Source organism: Enterococcus sp. R12 (genome assembly GCF_058135755.1).
This window is the reverse complement of sequence record NZ_CM176874.1, coordinates 1538500-1558189: the sequence shown is the minus strand read 5'-3', so window position 1 is coordinate 1558189 and position 19690 is coordinate 1538500. Positions and strand designations below refer to the sequence as shown.

Here is a 19690-nt window from a genome sequence, read left to right as displayed (position 1 = left end):
GATCCAGTTCGCTAACTGCATCAGTTTTTCTTCATTAAGACAGATCATGTTTGATCTGCATGTCATCAATACTCATCTTTGCGATAGCCATAATCTGTTAAGAATGTTTGCTTGTCGCGCCAATCTTTTTGAACTTTTACCCATAATTCCAAGAAGACTTTGTCATCTAACAAGTGTTCAATGTCTAAACGAGCTTTCGTACCGATCTGTTTCAGCATTTTTCCGCCTTTGCCGATGATAATGCCTTTTTGACTGTCACGTTCGACAATGATCGTCGCTTGAATATGCACCTTGTCATTGTGGTCTCGTTTCATGGAGTCAACCACGACCGCTACTGAGTGAGGTACTTCATCTCTGGTCAGTAGCAAGACTTTTTCCCGCACCAATTCGGAAACGATAAAGTATTCTGGATGATCCGTGATTTGATCCTCTGGGAAGTACTGAGGCCCTTCTGGCATTTCATCGATCAGTAGCTTCATTAACGTTTCGAAATTATTGCCTTCTGTTGCGGAAATCGGTACGATCTCAGCAAAGTCCATTTGTGAGGAGTAGTCTTCAATAATTGCCAATAAGGCATCTGGATGGACTTTATCAATTTTATTGATCACGAGGAAAACCGGTGTCTGACTTTGGCGCAATCGTTCGATAATAAAATCATCGCCCTTGCCACGCTTTTGGTCCGCACTGATCATAAATAGCGTCACGTCAACTTCTCGCAGTGCACTATAGGCGGTTTCAACCATAAAATCGCCTAAACGGTGTTTGGGTTTATGGATCCCTGGTGTATCGATAAAGATCAGCTGTGCGTCATCCGTCGTGTAGACCCCTTGGATTTTGTTACGGGTCGTTTGCGCTTTGTCACTCATGATCGCGATTTTTTGTCCTACGACTCGATTTAGTAGTGTTGATTTCCCAACATTTGGCCGCCCGACGATCGCAACGAAGCCTGATTTGTGTGTTGTCATTGTTGTTCCCCTTTATCTTGTGGTTTTGGTGCGCATCAGAAGAGCTGCAGCAATTTTGGCAAGAAGATGATCGCTGCGACGACTAACGCAAAAACTGCAGTCATCAGCACGGCACCAGCTGCCATATCTTTGATTTTTTTTCCAATAGGATGGAAATGGAAATCTGTAAACATATCTACGACGTTTTCAAAGACGGTGTTGATGATCTCAACGATCCAGACTAAGAAAACAGCTAGCAGCAACCAGAGCCATTCCATTTGACTCAAACGGAAAATAAAACCCGCAATGATCGCAACGATTCCTAGTGCAACATGTTTACGCATATTGCGTTCCTCTTTAAAGACGGTTTTTATACCAGTGAAAGCAAATTCGATCGACGAAATAAATTGTTTGTTTTTCCCAATATTCTTATCTTTTGAGTCCATAGGCATCCAGTATTTCCTTTTGCAATCCAAACATTTCCTTTTCATCTTCAGGTGTCATATGATCATAGCCATTGATATGCAAGAAACCATGTAACGCCAAGAAACCCAGCTCCCGATCATAGGTATGCCCGTATTCAGCAGCTTGTTCTTTCGCTCGTTCAATGGAGATCATAATATCTCCAAGATCACGCGGCAGCTCTTCAAGGGCTTCGTCAAAAATGATCGACAGCTCTTCGTCTGTTTCTTCTTCAAAGGCAAAACTGATGACATCTGTTGGCATATCTTTGCCGCGGTACTCCCGATTGATTTCTTGGATCGCCGCATTGTCCATAAATGTGACGGACATTTCTGTATCCTCTGGAAGTTCTAAATGTCCTGCAGCAAATTGCAGCAGTCCTTCGATCTCTTTGATCTTGGTTTCCCCCACTGAATTTGTCTCATCTAAAAAGGTAATCTCCATTAGCGCTCTCTTCTTTCTTGTTCTTCTTTCATTTTCTCTGCTTCCGACTTCATTTTTGGATATTTGATCCGTGAATGGAAGGTACTGCAAAGTCCGTTGACCAGTGATTTTTCAATCATTCGGATTTCTTTCAAAGTCAGGCCTGTTTCATCCAGTTGACCGTCTAAGATCCGATCATTGATGAGATTTGCAACAAATTCTTGAATCTTTTGATTTGTTGGATTTTCCATCGCTCGAACAGCTGCTTCACAACTATCCGCGATACTCACAACGCCAGCTTCTCGTGTTTGCGGTTTTGGACCAGGATAACGGAAATCTTCTTCCGTCACCTCGGGATTACGCTCTTTGGCTTTCACGTAGAAATAACGCATCAAGGTCGTGCCATGGTGTTGACGACAAATGTCGATCACCATGCGGGGCATTTTGGCTTCTTCGAGAATTTCCGCCCCATCGATCACGTGACCGAAGATAATTTGTTTGCTGTCTTCAGGCAACAAGAAATTATGCGGGTTTTCGGCACCAGCAGGTAAATTTTCTACGAAGAAATTGGCATGTTTGACCTTGCCGATATCATGGTAATAACAAGCCACACGAGTCAGTAAGCTTTGCCCGCCGATTTCGGCAACGGCATTGGCACTAAGATTGGCAACCATCATACTGTGATGATACGTTCCTGGCGCTTCTTCCAGCAACTGTTTTAACAATGGATGATTCGGGTTACTCAATTCATTTAACACGATCATACTCTCATCCGTCACCAACAATTCGATGTAAGGATGTAGTCCCATCGTTAGCAAATAGCTTAAGAGAGAGCCTGCTAAACCACAAATGATCGTAGTCCAAGTGTTCCCGCGAGCAAAATCCATTCCTTGGAAAATCACCAGCACAAAACTCAGTAAGAGCGGAAAGACGATCACCCACGCTACTGCCGTTTTCCCTTGACTAGCGATGCGGGCGCGCTTGATCATCGTTCCCATCAAGCCAGAGAACAAATAGGTGACTAAGACGGTCGTCAACAAGTTGGTTCCGCTAGAATCAAAGTAAATAAAGAGTGCGCTGATTACTTGGAAAATCGCTGACAAAATCCCCAAACGACGGCTGGAGAAAATACTCAGGATCAACGGTGTAAACGCAGCTGGGAAAAACAGCGGGATAAAGGTCACTAATTCAGATTGGAAAAGTTGGAAAAACTTCATGATCAAAATACTGAATGCCATTGCCAAAATATAAAACGTGACCGCATTCATCCGTTTTTCCACGTCTTTCGTCTGTTTCGTGTAATAAAACACCATCAGCATCTGTAAGACTGTTGCTAACACTAAAGCGATCAATGGAAAAACAGAAAAGGTCTGATTAGTCATTCCTAAAAGCTGCAGCTTCTCTAGGGCATTGGCATCAATCTGCGAGCCCTCACGGACAATGATCTCTCCTTGATAAATCATTACTGGAGGAACAGCATCCATGGCGGTTTGACGTGCTTCTTCTGTCCGTTTTTCATTTGGGATATCGTTCACGACGATTCCTTGATTGACTAAGAAACGTAAGACAGAAGCCATGTCTGAGCTAACGTCTAAGAACTGGATCTTATCTTCCGCCTCAGAACGAAACGTACTTAATTCCGTTTGGCGGATCTGTTTCGCCATTTGTTCATCAACTAATTGTAGTGCATAGGTACGCACTGTATTTAATTCATCATCACTTAATGAGAACATCGTCGTCAAAAAATTATTGGTAAATGACTGATAAAAATCCAGTTCATCATCACTCATTTTTTCAAATTCTTGTTTTAAGGCTGCGATATATTCATCTGTACTAGGTTTAGGGATATTTTCATCCTCATCGGCCTCAGCCACTTTTTTTTCATGGGCTTCATCCACTGATTTTTTGACTGAAGCAACTAAGTCAAATAAATGATCGATACGATCATGCTGCGTTTGCGCCAGTGTATCCTGATACGTGTACTCTGGTGGTACAGCTTCGGCAGCCAGTTTACGTTTTTGTTCCGTCGCAGCGGTATTTTCGATCGTTTTATTGGCACGGATATTTTCTTCCGCCACTTGACCTTCGCTATAATCGACATTGTTTTGTTTGACGCTGGTGTACATGATACCAATCGAAAAAAGAAAGAAAAGGAACATCAAAACTGGTAGATAGAATTTCCCAAGTCTTTCTCTAAATTTCCGTAGTGGTTGAATGATCATAGTTCTCCTCCTAAAAGACGATCAGCGCTTGTCTTTAAGATCTGCTTCTTCATATGCGCGAATGATCTCGGCAACAACTGGATGCCGCACGACATCTCCTGCTTCAAAATTAGCAAAAGCAATTTTAGGGATCTCTTGTAACGTTCGTTCGGCGTGGATCAAGCCGCTTAAAGTCCCTTTTGGCAAATCGATCTGGCTGGTATCGCCATTGACGATCATTTTAGAGTTGAATCCTAAACGGGTCAAAAACATTTTCATTTGAGCGATCGTCGTATTTTGCGCTTCATCTAAAATGACAAAGGCATCTTCTAGCGTACGTCCACGCATATATGCCAATGGTGCGATCTCAATGACGCCTCGTTCCATGAGACGGTTCGTATGATCCATCCCAAAAATTTGATACAACGCATCATAAACGGGGCGTAAGTAAGGATCAACTTTTTCTTTCAAGTCTCCTGGTAGGAAACCAAGATTTTCTCCTGCTTCAACGGCGGGACGTGTCAAAATGATTTTTTGCACTTGGCCTTTCTTTAGAGCTGCAATTGCCATTACGACTGCTAAGAAGGTCTTTCCGGTTCCAGCGGGGCCGACACCAAACACTACATCATGTTTACGGACGGCTTCGATATATTTTTTTTGCCCAGCATTTTTCGCTCGGATCGGTTTGCCGTTACGGTCTTTGATGATCTCTTCTTCATACATATCTTTGAAATAATCAAGACTGCCCTTATTCACCATATTCAACGCAGTGATCACATCAGGGGTACTTATATTGATGCCTCGCTTGATCAACTCTTGCAAAGCCCGAATCACGGATTGTGCCTTTTCAGCGGCTTCAGTTTCTCCTACGATTTGGATCAGCTCACCACGAGTGTGAATGACCGTTCCTGTGGAGTCTTCAATAATTTTGATGTTCTTATCGTGGGCACCTAATAATAAACGAACGTCATCGTTTTCACTAAGTGTTATCTCGATCGTTATTGTTTTGTCTGTCAAATATGTTACAGCTCCTTTTTTGGCGTTCTTATTAATAATAACATAAGATGGAAAAAAGAAAAATTACTTATCAAGCACAACAGTCGTTTCCCCTTGTCCTTATGCTTTTTTTAAGTTTTCGAAATCAGAAAAAAAAGCCGCAAGCATGTCATCCATACTTGCGGCGTGAGCTTACATTTGATCCAATAATTCTTTAACGATCGCATTGACTTGATTACCGTCTGCTTTGCCTTTAACTTGTGGCATTACAGCACCCATCACTTTTCCAAATTCTTTGGAAGAAGAAGCACCAGTCTTTTCAATCGCTCCAGCGACGATTTGGCGGATTTCCGCTTCATCGAGTTGTGCTGGCAAATATTTTTCAACAACTGCAATTTCAACTTTGACTTTCTCTGCTAGATCATTTCGGTCAGCTTTCTCAAACTCATTTAAAGAATCACGACGCTGTTTCATCTCACGAGACAAAACGGTCAACTCTTCTTCTTCATTCAAGTCAGAACCTTTTTTGATCTGCTCATTTTGAATTGATGCTTTCAACATGCGGATCACCTGCAAGGTTTCCTTGTCTTTGGCTTTCATCGCTGTCTTCATGTCATCATTCAGTGTACTTAGTAGTGTCACACTACCAGCTCCAATTCTCAAAACAGTAGAAAATTAGAATTTTTTGCGTTTTCTAGCTGCTTCAGATTTTTTCTTACGCTTTACGCTAGGTTTTTCGTAAAACTCACGTTTACGAGATTCCTGTAAAGTACCCGCTTTTGACACGGAACGTTTGAAGCGACGAAGAGCATCGTCAAGTGATTCGTTTTTGCGAACGACTGTTTTTGACATGTAAATTCCCTCCCTCCGAGCTTAAAAAGTAACCGTAGTTGTTATTGAAATAAAATCCCAAAAAACACGACTGTCCTTTAAAAATTATAGCTAACCCCTGAAAAAGTGTCAAGGCATTCTGTTAAAAAAGTCTTCGATCCCATCAAGTTTGTTTGGGTTTTCATTGACATTCTTCACAACGGCCCAAAATCTCGAAGCGATGTCCCTCGATCAAGCAGCCAGGAAGCTGTTCTTGGAAGAAGTCCATCGGGCAAATATGCAGTTCTTTTGTTTTGCCACAAACCGTGCAAATGAAGTGATGGTGATGATGGTCCTCTAATTCTGCACAGCAGTTATAGCGAAACTTCATCTCCCCGTTCAGCTCTGTTTCTTCTAAAATACCGATCTCAGAAAAATCATGCAAATTACGGTAGATCGTATCATAGCTCAAGCCAGGATACTTTTCTGACATGTATTCATGAATTTCCTTGGCTGGCAAATAGCGATTGCGTTTCACTAAATAGGTGATGATCGCTTCTCTTTTTTTGGTATATTTAAAGCCATTTTCTTTCAATGTAGTCATGGCATGCTCAATAAGTGTTTGATTTTTCATCGTAGGCCCTCCTGATAAATCAAAATCATTCCGATTCTATCGATCTTAAGTATGGTATAATGAAATCAATAAAAAAGCAAGAGAGGATTTTTCTTATGAAGCCAACTGAACCTGAACAACCAGACTTGCAAGAAAAATTGCAAACCAGTGCCGCAGTGACGATGTTCGTGTTGTCGGACTCTGCCGGCGAAACGGCATCGAAGCTTGCACAAGCGACAATGGCCCAATACCCCAGCGTCGAATTTAACCTTTTTAGACGCACGTTTATCCACACAAAAGAGCATTTGATCAAGGCTTTGTCTGATGCAAAAAAACACAACGCCATTATTCTTCATACCTTGATCAAAGAAGAACTTGTGGATTTGACGAATCATTTTTGTGAAGAAGCTGACCTTTACCATTTCGACGTATTGACCCCTCCTGTAAGTGAAGTAGAACGCCGAACTGGCGTAGCACCTTCACGAGAGCCAGGGGCTTTGCACCACTTGAACGAAAATTATTTCAAACGCATCAAAGCCATGGAATTTGCGGTTATGTACGATGATGGGAAAGACCCTCGTGGCTTCTTGGAAGCAGATGTCGTGTTACTAGGGGTTTCTCGGACGTCAAAAACGCCTTTGAGTCTATTTCTAGCAAACAAAAATTTAAAAGTTGCTAACCTGCCTTTAGTACCGCAAGCCCACATCCCAAAGCAGCTCTGGGAAATCGATCCGAAAAAAATCGTCGGGCTAACAAACGATCCGAATGTGTTAAACAGTATTCGCAAAGAACGGATGCGTTCTTATGGCCTGAACCCTGACTCTGCATATTCCGATATTGAAAAAATCAAAGCAGAGCTGACGTTTGCCAACGATCTGTATGAAAAATTAGGCTGTGTCGTGATCAATGTCGCTTCTCTTTCCATCGAAGAAACCGCCTCTATGATTTTAAATGCATTAAACTTAGAAGATCATAGCTATTACACGTCAGAAACGAAAGACTAACCTCGATGAAGCAATGAAAAATGGTGAGCAGAAAATCTTCTGCTCACCGTTTTTGGTCTGTGGCTCATTTATTATTCTCTTTTAGAACACTTGCAGCCCTTCACGATCGATTTGTAATTGTTCGATATACGCATTGCTCTCCAAGGCGTGCAAAAGTTTTGAAATTCGTTCTGCCCGTTCCTCTGGGACGATCGCTAAGACCGTAGGACCTGCGCCGCTTAAGAAACAGCCATAGCCGCCTTCTTCTTCGCAGATTTGGCGAATGGTCGACAAGTGTGGCACAAGCTTTTCCCTATAGGCTTCATGAAAACGATCCTGTTGCATCAATTTTCCTGCAAGAGGCAGATTGCCATTGATGACCGCTGCGATCATCACGTTGGCGATCGCACTGGCTTCGACAGCTTGCTCGTGCGAAAGGGTCTGCGGCAAGACTTGACGACTTGCTTCAGTCAACAGTTCTTCATGAGGAATATAGGCAATGATCTCGCACTCTGGAAAATGATGCTTGACTAAATACGTATGCTTGTGCTGATGGTCGTAAGCAGCAACCGCAAAATCTCCATAAATCGCTGGTCCAACGTTGTCAGGATGCCCTTCGATGGCAGTTGCGATCTCAAGCTTTTGTGCTGCACTCAGATTCATGTGGGCCATGCGGTTGGCTAGTTCAATCCCGGCGACGATCACCGAGGAACTGCTGCCTAAGCCTCGTGCCAAAGGAATGTCCGAACTCATTCGGATTTTCAAAGGCTTCATGTTTGGTGCTAATTTCAATGCCACACGCAAAAGCAAGTTGGTTTCATCCGTTGGGATCTCTGAACCTAGCTCATGGATGATTTCCCACGTATCGTTTTCTTTTAAAACTTCAATGAACAAATACTTTGACAGGGCAATCCCGCAGGAATCAAAACCAGGACCTAAGTTCGCACTGGTTGCAGGAACGCGGATCTTCATAGATTGGCAACTCCTTCACGAAGATGCTGACGCATTTCTTCTAAATCACTCATCTTATTGATGGTTACTTCTGTCGCTTTGATAGCTGTATCAGGATCCTTAAGACCATTTCCAGTAAAGACGGCAACGACAGTCTCACCTGGTTTGATTTTCCCTGCTTTCACGTGCTGGATGACACCAGCCAGCGAGGCAGCTGAGCCTGGTTCAATAAACACACCATCTTGCGCAGCAATTTTACGGTAAGCATTCAAAATTTCCTCATCGGTTACTGCATCGATGTGTCCATTTGATTCATCACGAGCGGCTTCTGCCAACTGCCAGCTGGCTGGATTGCCGATCCGAATCGCTGTAGCAATCGTTTCTGGTTGTTCGATGACTTCACCACGGACGATCGCAGCAGCACCTTCAGCTTCAAACCCATGCATTCTTGGCAACGCGGTGCCTTTTTTCTCATGCCATTCTTTGAACCCTTTCCAATATGCCGAGATATTTCCTGCATTACCGACAGGAATCGCAAGAACATCTGGCGCTTGTCCTAATTGTTCGCATACTTCAAAGGCAGCTGTTTTTTGTCCTTCTAAACGATAAGGATTGACTGAGTTTACTAGTGCCACGGCTTCGGTTTCTGCAATATCTCGTACTGCTTTTAACGCTTCATCAAAGTTTCCTGGGATCGAAATGATGTCGGCTCCATAAACGATCGCTTGCGCCAATTTCCCCATAGCGATCTTGCCATCTGGAATAACAACGTAAGCTTTGATCCCCGCTCTGGTCGCATAAGCTGCTGCTGCCGCACTGGTATTTCCTGTCGATGCACAGACGATTGCTTTGGCACCTTCTTCCACCGCTTTTGCCACCGCCATGACCATCCCTCGGTCTTTAAAAGAGCCTGTCGGATTCAGCCCTTCGTATTTTCCATACAATTGAATCCCTAATTCCTTGGAAAGGCTTGGTAAGGGAATCAGCGGTGTGTTGCCTTCAGCCAGCGACAATGCTGGTGTATTTTCGTTGACTGGCAGATATTCCTTGTATTGATGCAATAATCCTTGATACATGTTTATTCCTCCATCACTTTCATTATTTGTATGTCTTGTGCATCGGTATAAGTTGCGAGTTTTTCTGTTAGCTCTTTTTCGCTCATTGGATTGGTGATTCCAGCTATTCGTTGGTCTGCTTCGTTGAACACCGTTTGCTCAAACGCAAACCATTCTGGAAGAGCGTTCCCTTTGATCTCTTGACTTGAAAAAGACACATAATGCCGGCTAGGAACTTCTTCTACAGATGCTAATGCTGTTTCTTTTTCAAAAGTTAGAAAAGGTTCAACGATCCCAAAGCTTTTATTTTTTGCTAAAACGGTCAAATCCGCTACCACGCTGGTGGACGTCGGTCGCGATCCTGCTCCTGGTCCATAAACCATTGATTGATCGATGCCTTCACTCTCGATAAAAATGCCATTAAACTCGTTTTGGATCGTCGCTAACGCATGGTTTTTCGGCACTAATACAGGTCCAACTGACACAGTAAGGGAACCGTCAACTGTCTTTTGTGCTGCACCGATCAACTTCACTTCATAACCAAAGGCTTGTGCCTGCTTAATATCTGCCACAGCTAAGCCGCGGATGCCTTTTGTTGCCACATCAGCAACATGGATCGTTTTCCCAAAAGCAAATTTGGTCAGGATCACCATTTTATAGGCCGCATCGATACCGTCAACATCATTAGTAGGATCTGATTCGGCAAAACCTTTTGCTTGGGCTTGTGACAAAGCATCTTCATAGGTCATGCCATCTTCCGTCATTTTCGTCAGCATATAATTGGTCGTCCCATTGACGATGCCAAAAATTCCTGTGATGGTATCAGGCAGATAGTGGGTGCTCAATGTACGCAAGATCGGAATGCCACCACCCACGCTGGCTTCATAATAAAGAGACACCCCGGCTTTTTCAGCGATTGCCAGCAGTTCAGGTCCATGGGTGGCAATCAAGTCTTTGTTTGCCGTCACAACGTGCTTCTTATTTTCTAAAGCAGCTGAAATAAACGCTTTTGCCGGATCGATCTTCCCGATCAATTCCACAATTACGTCGATGGTCTCATCTTCAAACAACTCATTTGCCTCATTCGTCAACGCAAACCCGTACTTAGCCGCTAACGCAGACTTATCCTCGTAAGGCGAAGCTAATGCTTTCGTGATTTGCACACTGACTCCTGTGCGTGCCAGAATGGCTTCTTTTTGCTCTGCCAACACTTGGCATACCCCGCTGCCGACAACACCCATTCCTAATAATCCAATGTTCAATTGCTTACCCATAATGCCCCCTAACTGAAAACGTTATTAAAAACCGTTCATCTAATTTTAATATTTCCACTAGCATACCAAAAACAATAAGAAAAAACTAGGACTTTTGAGAAATTCTCGCCCTAGTTTTAACGGTGATGGATATGTTCGAATGTTTTTTGCAAAATATCCACAACATGTTTGTCATCAAGACTATAAAGGATGGTTTTTCCTTGTCTTTCCGACTTTACGATCCGATTATCTTTCAAAAGTTTCAGCTGATGAGAAACTGCTGATTGTTCCATATGTACTTGTTCTGCAATCGAAGTGACATTGCGCTCTCCTTCTTGAAGAGACAACAAAATTTTTAGTCTAGTGGGATCACTAAGCATTTTAAAAATCTGTGTTACTTGCTGAATTTCTTCTAGTTTCGGCGTAGTCATCGCGCCACATCCTCTCTTATTTCCTTTTGCATTTTAGCCCTTGATAGACAGCTTGTCAATCAATGCTCGACGATCAAGGAGAAGAAACGAGCTAAAAGACAAGAATAGATCCAAGCGTCAGAAAATTCCCTTTAGAAGCTTCGGTCCCTCAACCGCTGTTTGCTGAGGGAAGCGAACGCTTCTTTTTCTACCACTCGGATCATTCAGCCAATTGTAATTTTTTTGATTATGAAGACATCAGATGACTTTATTCACCTGTGATTTCTTCGATCGCTGCTTGCAGATCAGCAATTTTTTGTTCTGCTGCTTCTGCCGTTTCGCCTTTTACACCAATATAAAACTTGATTTTAGGTTCGGTCCCAGAAGGACGAACAGCAATCCAGCTTTCATCTTCCAAGGTGTATTTCAAAACATCAGAAGGCGGTGTGGTCATTTTTTGTTGGTGACCATCTAAGCCCACACGAGTCAACAATTTAAAGTCTTCTGTTTGCACGACAGGGGTTCCTGCGAAGACAGAAGGTGCTTTTTCACGGAAAGTCTTCATCAAGGCAGCAATCTTAGTTGCCCCTTCCATACCGCTCATCGTTACAGAAATCGTTTTTTCTGCATAGTAGCCGTACTCTTCAAAAATATCTTGCAGACCATCATACAATGTTTTGTCTGATTGTTTGTAAAAAGCAGCCACTTCTGCTAATAAAACGAGCGCTTGGATCGCGTCCTTGTCCCGTACAAATGGTTTAACTAAGTAGCCATAGCTTTCTTCAAAGCCAAACATGAAAGTTTGAGAATGGTCTTTTTCAAATTGTTGGATTTTTTCGGCAATAAATTTAAAGCCAGTTAAAACATTGATCATATCAACATCGTAGGCTTTAGCGATCGCTGTTGGCAATTCACTAGAAACGATCGATTTTAAGACTGCTGCATTTTCTGGCAATGTTCCAGCTGTTTTATGGGCTTCTAAAATGTAACGGATCATCAATGCACCTAACTGGTTACCTGTCAAGACTTGGTAGTTGCCATCTGGCATTCTTACTGCAGCCCCTAAGCGATCGGCATCTGGATCTGTTGCGATCAATAGGTCAGCACCTTCTTTTTCTCCTAAAGCAATCGCATATTCAAAGGCAGAGTGCTCTTCTGGATTCGGTGATTTTACTGTACTGAAGTTTGGATCAGCAACCGCTTGAGAGGGTTCAATAATGAATTGTTGGAAACCAGCTTGTTTCAACGCTTTCTCTCCAAGCATCCGCCCTGTTCCGTGAAGTGGTGTATAGACAAGTTTCAAATCTTTGCCCACCGTATCGATCAACTCTTGATCGATCGTGACTTCTTTGATTTCTTTCAGATAGGCAGTATCGATTTCTTCGCCAATAATAGAGATCAAACCGCTGTTTTTGGCTTCTTCTTCACTTAATACAGGGATCTCCAACGGATTTTCAATTTCCCGAACAAATTTTGTCAATGCATCCGCATCTGCTGGTGGCATTTGCCCACCATCTTCCCCATATACTTTGTAGCCATTGTATTCGGCTGGATTGTGAGAAGCAGTGATCATGATTCCAGTAAAGGTTTTTAAGTAACGCACAGCAAAAGATAATTCTGGCGTCGGACGTAAGCTTTCAAAGACAAAGGCTGGAATATCATGTTTTGCCAATGTTTTTGCTGCTTCCATCGCGAACTCAGGTGAAAAATGACGGGAATCATAGGCAATCGCTACGCCACGACGTCTTGTTTCGGGATCTTGTGTATCCATAAAGCGGGCCAAGCCTTCCGTTGCTTGACGAATCGTATAAATGTTCATCCGATTGATACCAGGTCCTAAAATCCCTCGCATGCCAGCAGTCCCAAATTCCAAAGGCATATAAAAAGCGTCTTCTAACATCGCAGGATCTGCTTCTAATGCAGTCAATTGTTCTTTTAATTGTGGATCTAAGTGTTCACTGTTTTTCCATTGATTAAATGTTTGTTCCCATGCCATAAAATAACCTCTCCTTTTTCCGTTAAAATGCTCTAAAATTAGTATAACACTACTTACAGATTTCTCAAAGAATAACCAAACGAAAAATAAAAAAAGCTGCTATCAAAAGTGATTGACACTTTAAAAATAACAGCTAATTCCATTAGATTATTTTGTTAATTGAGCATCCTTTTGTGTTTCAATAAAATCAAACACTTGTTGACCAGCAATACTGCCATCGCCGACTGCCGTTGTGATTTGACGCAAGCCTTTTTCACGAACATCGCCAATCGCGTAAACACCAGGAATTGAAGTTTCCATCTGATCATTTGTCAAGATCCAGCCAGAATCATTCGTGATACCGCTAGCTTTGAATGGTTCTGTCAACGGATCTAAACCAACATAGATAAAGACACCGCCAGCAGCTTCTTCTGTCACTTCATCCGTTTTTACGTTTCTGATTTGCACGCCAGTTACGACCATCTCATTGCCTTTGATTTCTTCCACAACAGAATCCCAAATAAAAGAGATTTTCTCGTTGGCAAATGCGCGGTCTTGGATAATTTTTTGTGCTCGTAATTCGTCACGACGGTGAACGATCGTTACTTCAGAAGCAAATTGCGTTAAGTAGATAGCTTCTTCGACTGCTGAGTCGCCTCCACCAACAACGATCAAGCGTTTGTTACGGAAAAAGGCACCGTCACAAACCGCACAGTATGAAACTCCGCGTCCTGCGAATTCTTCTTCGCCTTTGACGCCTAACTTTCTATGTACACATCCTGTGGCAATGATGACTGTTTTCCCTTGATAGGTTTTGTCTTCGGTGGCAACTTCTTTGAACTCACCTTGATCCGTGATGCTTTGAACGATCCCATAGGCATTTTCAACACCAAATTTAATGGCACCTTCATACATTTTAAATGCTAGTTCAGGGCCTAATATTGATTCGAAGCCAGGATAGTTTTCAACCTCAGCCGTATTGTTCATTTGTCCGCCAGGTGCTCCTCGTTCAATCATTAGTACTGATAAATTCGATCTTGACGCATAAAGCGCTGCTGTCATCCCCGCAGGGCCTGCGCCGATGATAATTACATCATACATATATTTCCCTCCAATTTGGACTACCCATACTTTACTTTCAAAAGCAAATTCTTTCAACTCATCTGCTTACAAAAAATAATAAGATATTCCTGCTTTTACTTTTGAAAATTACATTGACTTTCTTTTCAATTTTTGTAAAATTTTCACGATACGTCTATTATATAGAAAATAAGGAGTCCTTACAATTGAATAAGAAAAAACTTTTAGGAAAATCAGACCGTGAACTGATTTTTCTCAGCTGGCCGATTTTTGTTGAGCTATTTTTGCGGGTCGTTATTGGGAATGTCAACGTTTGGATGATTTCTCATTATTCCGAGCCAGCAGTAGCGGCCGTCAGTGCTGCCAATCAACTATTGAATTTAACGGTCTTTATTTACGGTTTCATCACCGTGGGTACTCAGATCATTATCGCACAATTGATTGGTGCGAAAAAACGCGACCAGATACCGAAAGTCATCAATACCGCTCTTTTTGGGTCATTGTTCATCGGGATTTTGATCAGCTTGATGTTCCTTTTCGGCTCAACCTACCTTTTGCGATTCATGGGCTTAGATGCTGAATTAGTTGCTTTAGGTCATGGATACTTACAAGTGTATGGCGGAAGTCTGTTCCTTTCATCGATCACGGCGGTCATAATTGCTGTCATGCGTAGCCACAGTTTCACAAAACCTGCGTTATTGGTACCGATGTTTGCTAGTATCCTAGCCGTCATTGGCAATTACTTTGTCTTATACAGCCCGTTTGGTTTACCGAATTTCGGTGTGACTGGATTGGCATTTTCTAGCGTCTTTGGTAATTCGATCGGTTTACTAATTGCCGCCATGTTGCTGAAGAAACATGTGAATTTTTCTGTTTTATCTGCCCGTTTCTCGAATGTCTCTTTGGGCGTGATGAAAAACATTTTGACTTACGGATTGCCTTCTTCTGGCGAGTCTCTTTCCTATCAAGGAGCGCAAGTCGTGGTGACGATGATCGTGGCTCAACTTGGCGCAAGTGTCTTGATTGCAAAATCTTACGTAACAGCTATCACCCAATTTGTTTATTTGATCGCCTCCGCATTAAGTCAAGGAAACCAAATCATGATTGGCCGCAATGTCGGTGCGGGTGAATTCGATCGTGCGCATCAGCGAGGCATGCGCACGATGGTGATCGGGATCATCGCCTCGGTAACGATCTGCTTATTGACCTATCTATTTATTGAACCGATCATGGGGATCTTTACTTCCAATACCGAAGTAATCGAGATTGCTAAAGGTGTCTTTTTAGTAGAGATCGTCTTAGAAACAGCGCGTGCAGTCAATATGATCCTAGTTGGTTCATTAAATGCAAGTGGTGACGTGAAGTTCCCATTGATCTGCAGCCTAATTGTTCTATGGGTCATCAGCTTACCGTTTTCCTACTCACTGGCCATCGTCTTTAAATTTGGCTTGATCGGCGTTTGGATCGCTTATGCCATTGACGAAGCATTGCGCAGCGTCTTAATGATCTATCGCTGGCATTCTGGGGTATGGAAAACTAAATCTGTCGTTCATCCACAAGAAGCAGAACCAGAAGTCCTACCAGAATCATAATAAGAGTCCAGTGGTCCCAACGGCCGCTGGATTTTTTGTTTTTTATAAGAAATAAAATGCGCCAAGAAGTTTGCTTGGTTTTTTTGAAGACTTTGCTCTATACTTATCTCAGAAACTATCGACTATGATTTACATTAAAAGGAGCGTTTGCTATGTCAATCTATGACTACCAAGCAACATTAGAAAACGGCGAAACGTATTCGCTAGCAAACTACGAAGGTCAACCGCTGGTGATCGTCAATACAGCTACAAAGTGCGGGTTGAGCCCGCAGTTCAAAGAATTACAAAGTCTTTATGAAACCTATAAAGACCAAGGGTTGGTCGTTCTAGGGTTTCCTTCTGACCAGTTCAAACAAGAAGTCGACTCAGCCGAAGAAGCCGCAGCCGCTTGCCGAACCACCTATGGTGTTGATTTTCCGATACACAAGTTAACGGTGATCAATGGCAAAGACGCAGATCCCTTGTTTCGCTATTTGGAAGCAGAAGCACCGGGTACATTAGGCAAAGCCATTAAATGGAATTTCACGAAATTCTTGGTGGACCGCCAAGGTAAAGTCGTGGAGCGTTTTGCTCCACAAACCAATCCTCAAAAAATGATTCCAGAAATTGAAAAAGTTCTTTAAAAAATGGATAAAGGCGACCTTAAGGACAAAACATGTCATGCTTAAGGTCGCCTTTTTTTGTAATTGCTGCAACGCAAGCCTTTTACAGCATTTTCCTTGTCAGTTATCAATAATCTCTGAACAGCCATTTCTACTTATACAAATCATTCGTTTCAATAGATTTTAAAAAGACTTTAAAAAAACTGCAGTCGATCTACTTAGATTTCTCTAAGGGATCAACTGCAGCTTCTTACAATTAGTTATTCGATAAATCTTCACCGTTTGAAGCAATCACTTGTTTGTACCAATCAAATGATTTTTTCTTTGTTCGTTTCAAGGTGCCATTTCCTTCATTGTCACGGTCCACATAAATGAAACCATAGCGTTTTTTCATTTCACCTGTTCCAGCTGAAACTAAATCGATACAACCCCAAGTCGTGTAACCCAATAAGTCGACACCATCTTGTTCAACCGCATCTTTCATTGCTTGAATATGCTCTGCCAAGTATTGGATCCGGTAGTCATCTTCCACATAGCCATCTGCATCTGGTGTATCCACAGCTCCTAAGCCGTTTTCAACGATAAACAATGGTTTTTGGTAGCGATCATAAATGTCATTCATTGTGATGCGCAAACCAAGTGGATCAATCTGCCACCCCCACTCACTTGCTTCCAAGTATGGGTTTTTCACAGAGGCAAAAATATTGCCAGCCGTTTGTTCTAATAATTCAGCGTCCGTGGTTGATACGCGGGAAGAATAGTAAGAGAAGGAAATAAAGTCTACGGTGTGAGCTTTCAACAGCTCAAGGTCGCCTTCTTCCATTTTGATTTCGATCCCATTACGTTCCATTTCTTTCAGCGCATATTGTGGATATTCCCCACGTGATTGAACATCAATAAAGAAATAGTTTTCGCGATCTGCTTTGCGTGATTCCCAGACATCTTCTGGTTTGCTTGTATATGGATAGTATGCGCCAGCAGCTAACATACAGCCTACTTTGTTCTCAGGATCGACTTCATGAGCGATTTTCGTTGCGATCGCAGAGGCCAATAGCTCATGGTGAGCCGCTTGGTATTTCACTTGCTCAACGTTATCGCCTTCTTCAAAGTAAAGACCTGCTCCCATAAATGGCGCATGGAGAATCATGTTGATTTCGTTGAAGGTCAACCAGTATTTTACTAATCCTTTGTAACGGTTGAAAATCACGTTACACAAGTTTTCATAGAATCCGACCAATTCACGAGAACGCCATGCCCCGTATTTTTCAACTAAATGCATTGGGCAATCAAAGTGAGTGATCGTTACTAATGGTTCGATCCCATATTTGTGGCATTCTTTGAAAAGATCTTCATAGAACTTCAAGCCGTCTTCATTTGGTTCTGTTTCATCCCCTTTAGGGAAAATCCGACTCCAAGCGATCGACAAACGGTAGGTTTTAAAGCCCATTTCGCCAAATAGCGCGATGTCTTCTTTGTAGCGATGATACATATCGATCGCTTCTTTTGCTGGGTAGAAATGTTCGTCATCAAAATCGAACATTTTCATTTGACCAGTAATGACTGGAAAACGATCTTTGCCGATCGGTACCACGTCAACGTTTGCCAAGCCGCGTCCGCCTTCTTGGTAGCCTCCTTCACATTGATTGGCAGCTGTTGCGCCGCCCCATAAAAAGTCTTTTCTAAATGCCATGTTTCTTTCCTACTTTCTCTTTATTTAACTAGTTCGCGATCAAGTTCGCGGGCTACTTCATCTTGTACTTCTACGCCTTCTTTTTCAAGACGTGCGATCGTTTCCTTAAATTTAGGCAAGTGATCTTTGTGGGCAATAAACAGTTCGTCCATGACACGTTTTGCCGTATCACCTGATGGAACCAATGGGTTGATGGTGAAGGCTTGTAATGCGATATTGTAATCCCCCGTCACAGCTGCTTCGATCGTTAATAATTCCATTGCTTTCATTACCTGTAACCAACCTTTTTCAGCTGTCGGTAACTCACCAAAGGCTACATTTCTAGCCCCTTGTCCGCCAACGTAAGCTGTTACTTCGACTACGCAATCGGCAGGAAGATCTGGAACGGCGCCTTCATTTTTGGTTGAAACGACGATTTGGGTATTTTTATTAGCATAAATGGAAGCAATCGTTTCACACGCTGCATCTGAGTAGTAAGCACCACCACGTTTTTGCAGCTGTTCAGGTTTATGATCCAATTCAGGATCTTTGTACAACTCAAACAATTCGGCTTCGGTTTGTTTCACTTGCTGTGCGCGTGTACCGACAGTCTTGTACTCTTCGATCGCATGATTCAACATTTCTTCTTGACGATAGTAATAACGGTGATACCCGCAAGGAATCATCTTCATTTGTTCCAGCTGTTCTTTGTAAAATGGTACATCAAAGATATTCTTCGGTAAGCCATTGTCTTCTTCATACATTTTATCAATAATGTCCATCGTAACGTCATTGCCGTGTGAGTCGGTAACTTTGTGCCAGTGGAAGTGGTTCAATCCTGCAAATTTGTAAATCAATTCGTCAGGTTCTTTGCCAAGCAACGCTGGTTCAACCATCGTTGCCATGACAGGCACGTTACACAACCCGATGACTTTGTCCCATTTTCCGTAACGCACGATTGCTTCAGTCACCATGCCACTTGGATTCGCAAAGTTGATCAACCAGGCATCGGGACACAAGCGTTTCATGTCTTCAACGATTTCAAGAATGATTGGAACCGTACGAAACGCTTTGAACATACCACCAGGGCCGTTGGTTTCTTGACCAATCATGCCGTAATAGGCAGGAATTCGTTCATCTTTGATACGGGCATTCAGCAATCCTACTCGGAATTGTGTCGTAACGAAATCAGCATCTTTTAATGCTTCTTCTCGATCCAATGTCATGTGGATTTTTACATCGTAGGGTGACGCATCCCACATCCGTTGTGCCATCGCACCAACGATTGCTAATTTTTCTTTTCCTGCTTCGATATCTACTAGCCAAATCTCACGAATCGGCAATTCTTCATAGCGTTTGATAAAGCCTTCCATTAACTCCGGGGTATAGCTGCTGCCGCCACCAATGGTTGCAATTTTAATTCCTTTTGTCATTGTATTGCTCCTTTGCTATTTTATTTACATTCTTATTATCATTCATAAAAACATTTGATTCAATGTAAATAGCATATTTAGAAAAAGCGTTTGCAAATCTTGCTTCTTCTTGCAGATGTTTTGTAAAAAAGATTTACAAAGAGCATCAAATAAGGAATAATTAGGATGTAAACGATTCGCTAGGTACTGAATAAAAACGAATTTCTGTAAAAACCATTTACAAATAATCATAAAAAAA

The 19690-nt window shown here is 42.4% G+C and carries 19 protein-coding genes; 3 read left to right on the top strand and 16 right to left on the bottom strand.

The annotated features are described in order from the left end of the window. Positions 1-65 precede the first annotated feature (65 nt). The 8 genes from era to ACTW1R_RS07115 all read right to left on the bottom strand — a co-directional run bounded on the left by era (position 66) and on the right by ACTW1R_RS07115 (position 6470). A complete protein-coding gene (era, locus tag ACTW1R_RS07150) occupies positions 66-965 on the bottom strand; it encodes a GTPase Era (protein ID WP_005225846.1) in 900 nt (299 codons plus the stop codon). 35 nt (positions 966-1000) lie between these two features. After that, positions 1001-1390, bottom strand: a complete 390-nt coding sequence (locus ACTW1R_RS07145) for a diacylglycerol kinase family protein (RefSeq protein ID WP_016610244.1) — start codon at positions 1388-1390, stop codon at positions 1001-1003. After that, a complete protein-coding gene (gene ybeY / locus ACTW1R_RS07140; RefSeq protein WP_005225844.1) occupies positions 1374-1850 on the bottom strand; it encodes an rRNA maturation RNase YbeY in 477 nt (158 codons plus the stop codon). Before ybeY ends, ACTW1R_RS07145 begins: the two co-directional genes overlap by 17 nt. Continuing rightward, positions 1850-4051 carry an HD family phosphohydrolase gene (locus tag ACTW1R_RS07135; protein WP_010748045.1) on the bottom strand — a complete coding sequence of 734 codons (2202 nt, stop codon included), beginning with the start codon at positions 4049-4051 and terminating at the stop codon, positions 1850-1852. Before ACTW1R_RS07135 ends, ybeY begins: the two co-directional genes overlap by 1 nt. A gap of 21 nt (positions 4052-4072) precedes the next feature. After that, positions 4073-5047 carry a PhoH family protein gene (locus tag ACTW1R_RS07130; protein ID WP_005225842.1) on the bottom strand — a complete coding sequence of 325 codons (975 nt, stop codon included), beginning with the start codon at positions 5045-5047 and terminating at the stop codon, positions 4073-4075. Positions 5048-5218: 171 nt separating this feature from the next. Then, positions 5219-5668 carry a GatB/YqeY domain-containing protein gene (locus ACTW1R_RS07125; protein ID WP_005225841.1) on the bottom strand — a complete coding sequence of 150 codons (450 nt, stop codon included), beginning with the start codon at positions 5666-5668 and terminating at the stop codon, positions 5219-5221. Between the two features lie 33 nt (positions 5669-5701). Next, a complete protein-coding gene (rpsU, locus tag ACTW1R_RS07120; RefSeq protein WP_002356740.1) occupies positions 5702-5878 on the bottom strand; it encodes a 30S ribosomal protein S21 in 177 nt (58 codons plus the stop codon). A 160-nt stretch (positions 5879-6038) separates the two neighbouring features. Beyond that, entirely contained in the window at positions 6039-6470 is a 432-nt protein-coding gene (locus ACTW1R_RS07115) for a Fur family transcriptional regulator (protein ID WP_005225833.1), read from the bottom strand. A 95-nt stretch (positions 6471-6565) separates the two neighbouring features. Between ACTW1R_RS07115 and ACTW1R_RS07110 the strand changes: the two genes are divergently transcribed. Beyond that, complete coding sequence (locus ACTW1R_RS07110; protein WP_010748043.1) at positions 6566-7453, top strand: pyruvate, water dikinase regulatory protein; 888 nt, start codon at positions 6566-6568, stop codon at positions 7451-7453. Positions 7454-7534: 81 nt separating this feature from the next. Here ACTW1R_RS07110 and thrB read toward each other — a convergent pair whose 3' ends face one another. The 6 genes from thrB to trxB form a co-directional block, all read right to left on the bottom strand. Next, positions 7535-8404, bottom strand: coding sequence for a homoserine kinase (gene thrB / locus ACTW1R_RS07105; RefSeq protein WP_005225831.1), 870 nt, complete (start codon positions 8402-8404; stop codon positions 7535-7537). Next, positions 8401-9459, bottom strand: a complete 1059-nt coding sequence (gene thrC / locus ACTW1R_RS07100) for a threonine synthase (protein ID WP_005225830.1) — start codon at positions 9457-9459, stop codon at positions 8401-8403. The genes thrB and thrC overlap by 4 nt, the downstream gene beginning before the upstream one ends. A 2-nt stretch (positions 9460-9461) precedes the next feature. Continuing rightward, positions 9462-10712, bottom strand: a complete 1251-nt coding sequence (locus ACTW1R_RS07095) for a homoserine dehydrogenase (protein WP_271814403.1) — start codon at positions 10710-10712, stop codon at positions 9462-9464. 116 nt (positions 10713-10828) lie between these two features. Then, positions 10829-11122: an ArsR/SmtB family transcription factor gene (locus ACTW1R_RS07090; RefSeq protein ID WP_005225828.1), complete on the bottom strand. Its 294-nt coding sequence runs from the start codon at positions 11120-11122 to the stop codon at positions 10829-10831. 247 nt (positions 11123-11369) lie between these two features. Beyond that, positions 11370-13097, bottom strand: a complete 1728-nt coding sequence (locus ACTW1R_RS07085; protein WP_074931545.1) for a phospho-sugar mutase — start codon at positions 13095-13097, stop codon at positions 11370-11372. 147 nt (positions 13098-13244) lie between these two features. Further along, positions 13245-14177 carry a thioredoxin-disulfide reductase gene (trxB, locus tag ACTW1R_RS07080; protein WP_271814405.1) on the bottom strand — a complete coding sequence of 311 codons (933 nt, stop codon included), beginning with the start codon at positions 14175-14177 and terminating at the stop codon, positions 13245-13247. A gap of 185 nt (positions 14178-14362) precedes the next feature. On the opposite strand from trxB, the gene ACTW1R_RS07075 reads away from it, so the two are divergent. After that, on the top strand, positions 14363-15748 hold the full coding sequence (locus ACTW1R_RS07075) for an MATE family efflux transporter (RefSeq protein WP_271814407.1): 1386 nt from the start codon (positions 14363-14365) through the stop codon (positions 15746-15748). Between the two features lie 152 nt (positions 15749-15900). Further along, entirely contained in the window at positions 15901-16371 is a 471-nt protein-coding gene (locus ACTW1R_RS07070) for a glutathione peroxidase (RefSeq protein ID WP_271814409.1), read from the top strand. 235 nt (positions 16372-16606) lie between these two features. Here the strand turns inward: ACTW1R_RS07070 and ACTW1R_RS07065 are convergent, their stop codons facing one another. Both ACTW1R_RS07065 and ACTW1R_RS07060 read right to left on the bottom strand, forming a co-directional pair. Continuing rightward, positions 16607-18040, bottom strand: a complete 1434-nt coding sequence (locus ACTW1R_RS07065) for a 6-phospho-beta-glucosidase (protein WP_008378424.1) — start codon at positions 18038-18040, stop codon at positions 16607-16609. 20 nt (positions 18041-18060) lie between these two features. Beyond that, positions 18061-19452, bottom strand: coding sequence for a 6-phospho-beta-glucosidase (locus ACTW1R_RS07060; RefSeq protein ID WP_005225822.1), 1392 nt, complete (start codon positions 19450-19452; stop codon positions 18061-18063). Between the last annotated feature and the right edge of the window lie 238 nt (positions 19453-19690).

What these genes read in the sequence shown, in the direction of transcription:
- rpsU (WP_002356740.1), bottom strand. Translation starts at nt 5,878, where the DNA reads ATGTCAAAAACAGTCGTTCGCAAAAACGAATCACTTGACGATGCTCTT.
- ybeY (WP_005225844.1), bottom strand. Translation starts at nt 1,850, where the DNA reads ATGGAGATTACCTTTTTAGATGAGACAAATTCAGTGGGGGAAACCAAG.
- ACTW1R_RS07115 (WP_005225833.1), bottom strand. Translation starts at nt 6,470, where the DNA reads ATGAAAAATCAAACACTTATTGAGCATGCCATGACTACATTGAAAGAA.
- ACTW1R_RS07065 (WP_008378424.1), bottom strand. Translation starts at nt 18,040, where the DNA reads ATGGCATTTAGAAAAGACTTTTTATGGGGCGGCGCAACAGCTGCCAAT.
- ACTW1R_RS07145 (WP_016610244.1), bottom strand. Translation starts at nt 1,390, where the DNA reads ATGGACTCAAAAGATAAGAATATTGGGAAAAACAAACAATTTATTTCG.
- ACTW1R_RS07110 (WP_010748043.1), top strand. Translation starts at nt 6,566, where the DNA reads ATGAAGCCAACTGAACCTGAACAACCAGACTTGCAAGAAAAATTGCAA.
- ACTW1R_RS07060 (WP_005225822.1), bottom strand. Translation starts at nt 19,452, where the DNA reads ATGACAAAAGGAATTAAAATTGCAACCATTGGTGGCGGCAGCAGCTAT.
- ACTW1R_RS07095 (WP_271814403.1), bottom strand. Translation starts at nt 10,712, where the DNA reads ATGGGTAAGCAATTGAACATTGGATTATTAGGAATGGGTGTTGTCGGC.
- era (WP_005225846.1), bottom strand. Translation starts at nt 965, where the DNA reads ATGACAACACACAAATCAGGCTTCGTTGCGATCGTCGGGCGGCCAAAT.
- ACTW1R_RS07070 (WP_271814409.1), top strand. Translation starts at nt 15,901, where the DNA reads ATGTCAATCTATGACTACCAAGCAACATTAGAAAACGGCGAAACGTAT.
- thrC (WP_005225830.1), bottom strand. Translation starts at nt 9,459, where the DNA reads ATGTATCAAGGATTATTGCATCAATACAAGGAATATCTGCCAGTCAAC.
- trxB (WP_271814405.1), bottom strand. Translation starts at nt 14,177, where the DNA reads ATGTATGATGTAATTATCATCGGCGCAGGCCCTGCGGGGATGACAGCA.
- ACTW1R_RS07090 (WP_005225828.1), bottom strand. Translation starts at nt 11,122, where the DNA reads ATGACTACGCCGAAACTAGAAGAAATTCAGCAAGTAACACAGATTTTT.
- ACTW1R_RS07135 (WP_010748045.1), bottom strand. Translation starts at nt 4,051, where the DNA reads ATGATCATTCAACCACTACGGAAATTTAGAGAAAGACTTGGGAAATTC.
- thrB (WP_005225831.1), bottom strand. Translation starts at nt 8,404, where the DNA reads ATGAAGATCCGCGTTCCTGCAACCAGTGCGAACTTAGGTCCTGGTTTT.
- ACTW1R_RS07085 (WP_074931545.1), bottom strand. Translation starts at nt 13,097, where the DNA reads ATGGCATGGGAACAAACATTTAATCAATGGAAAAACAGTGAACACTTA.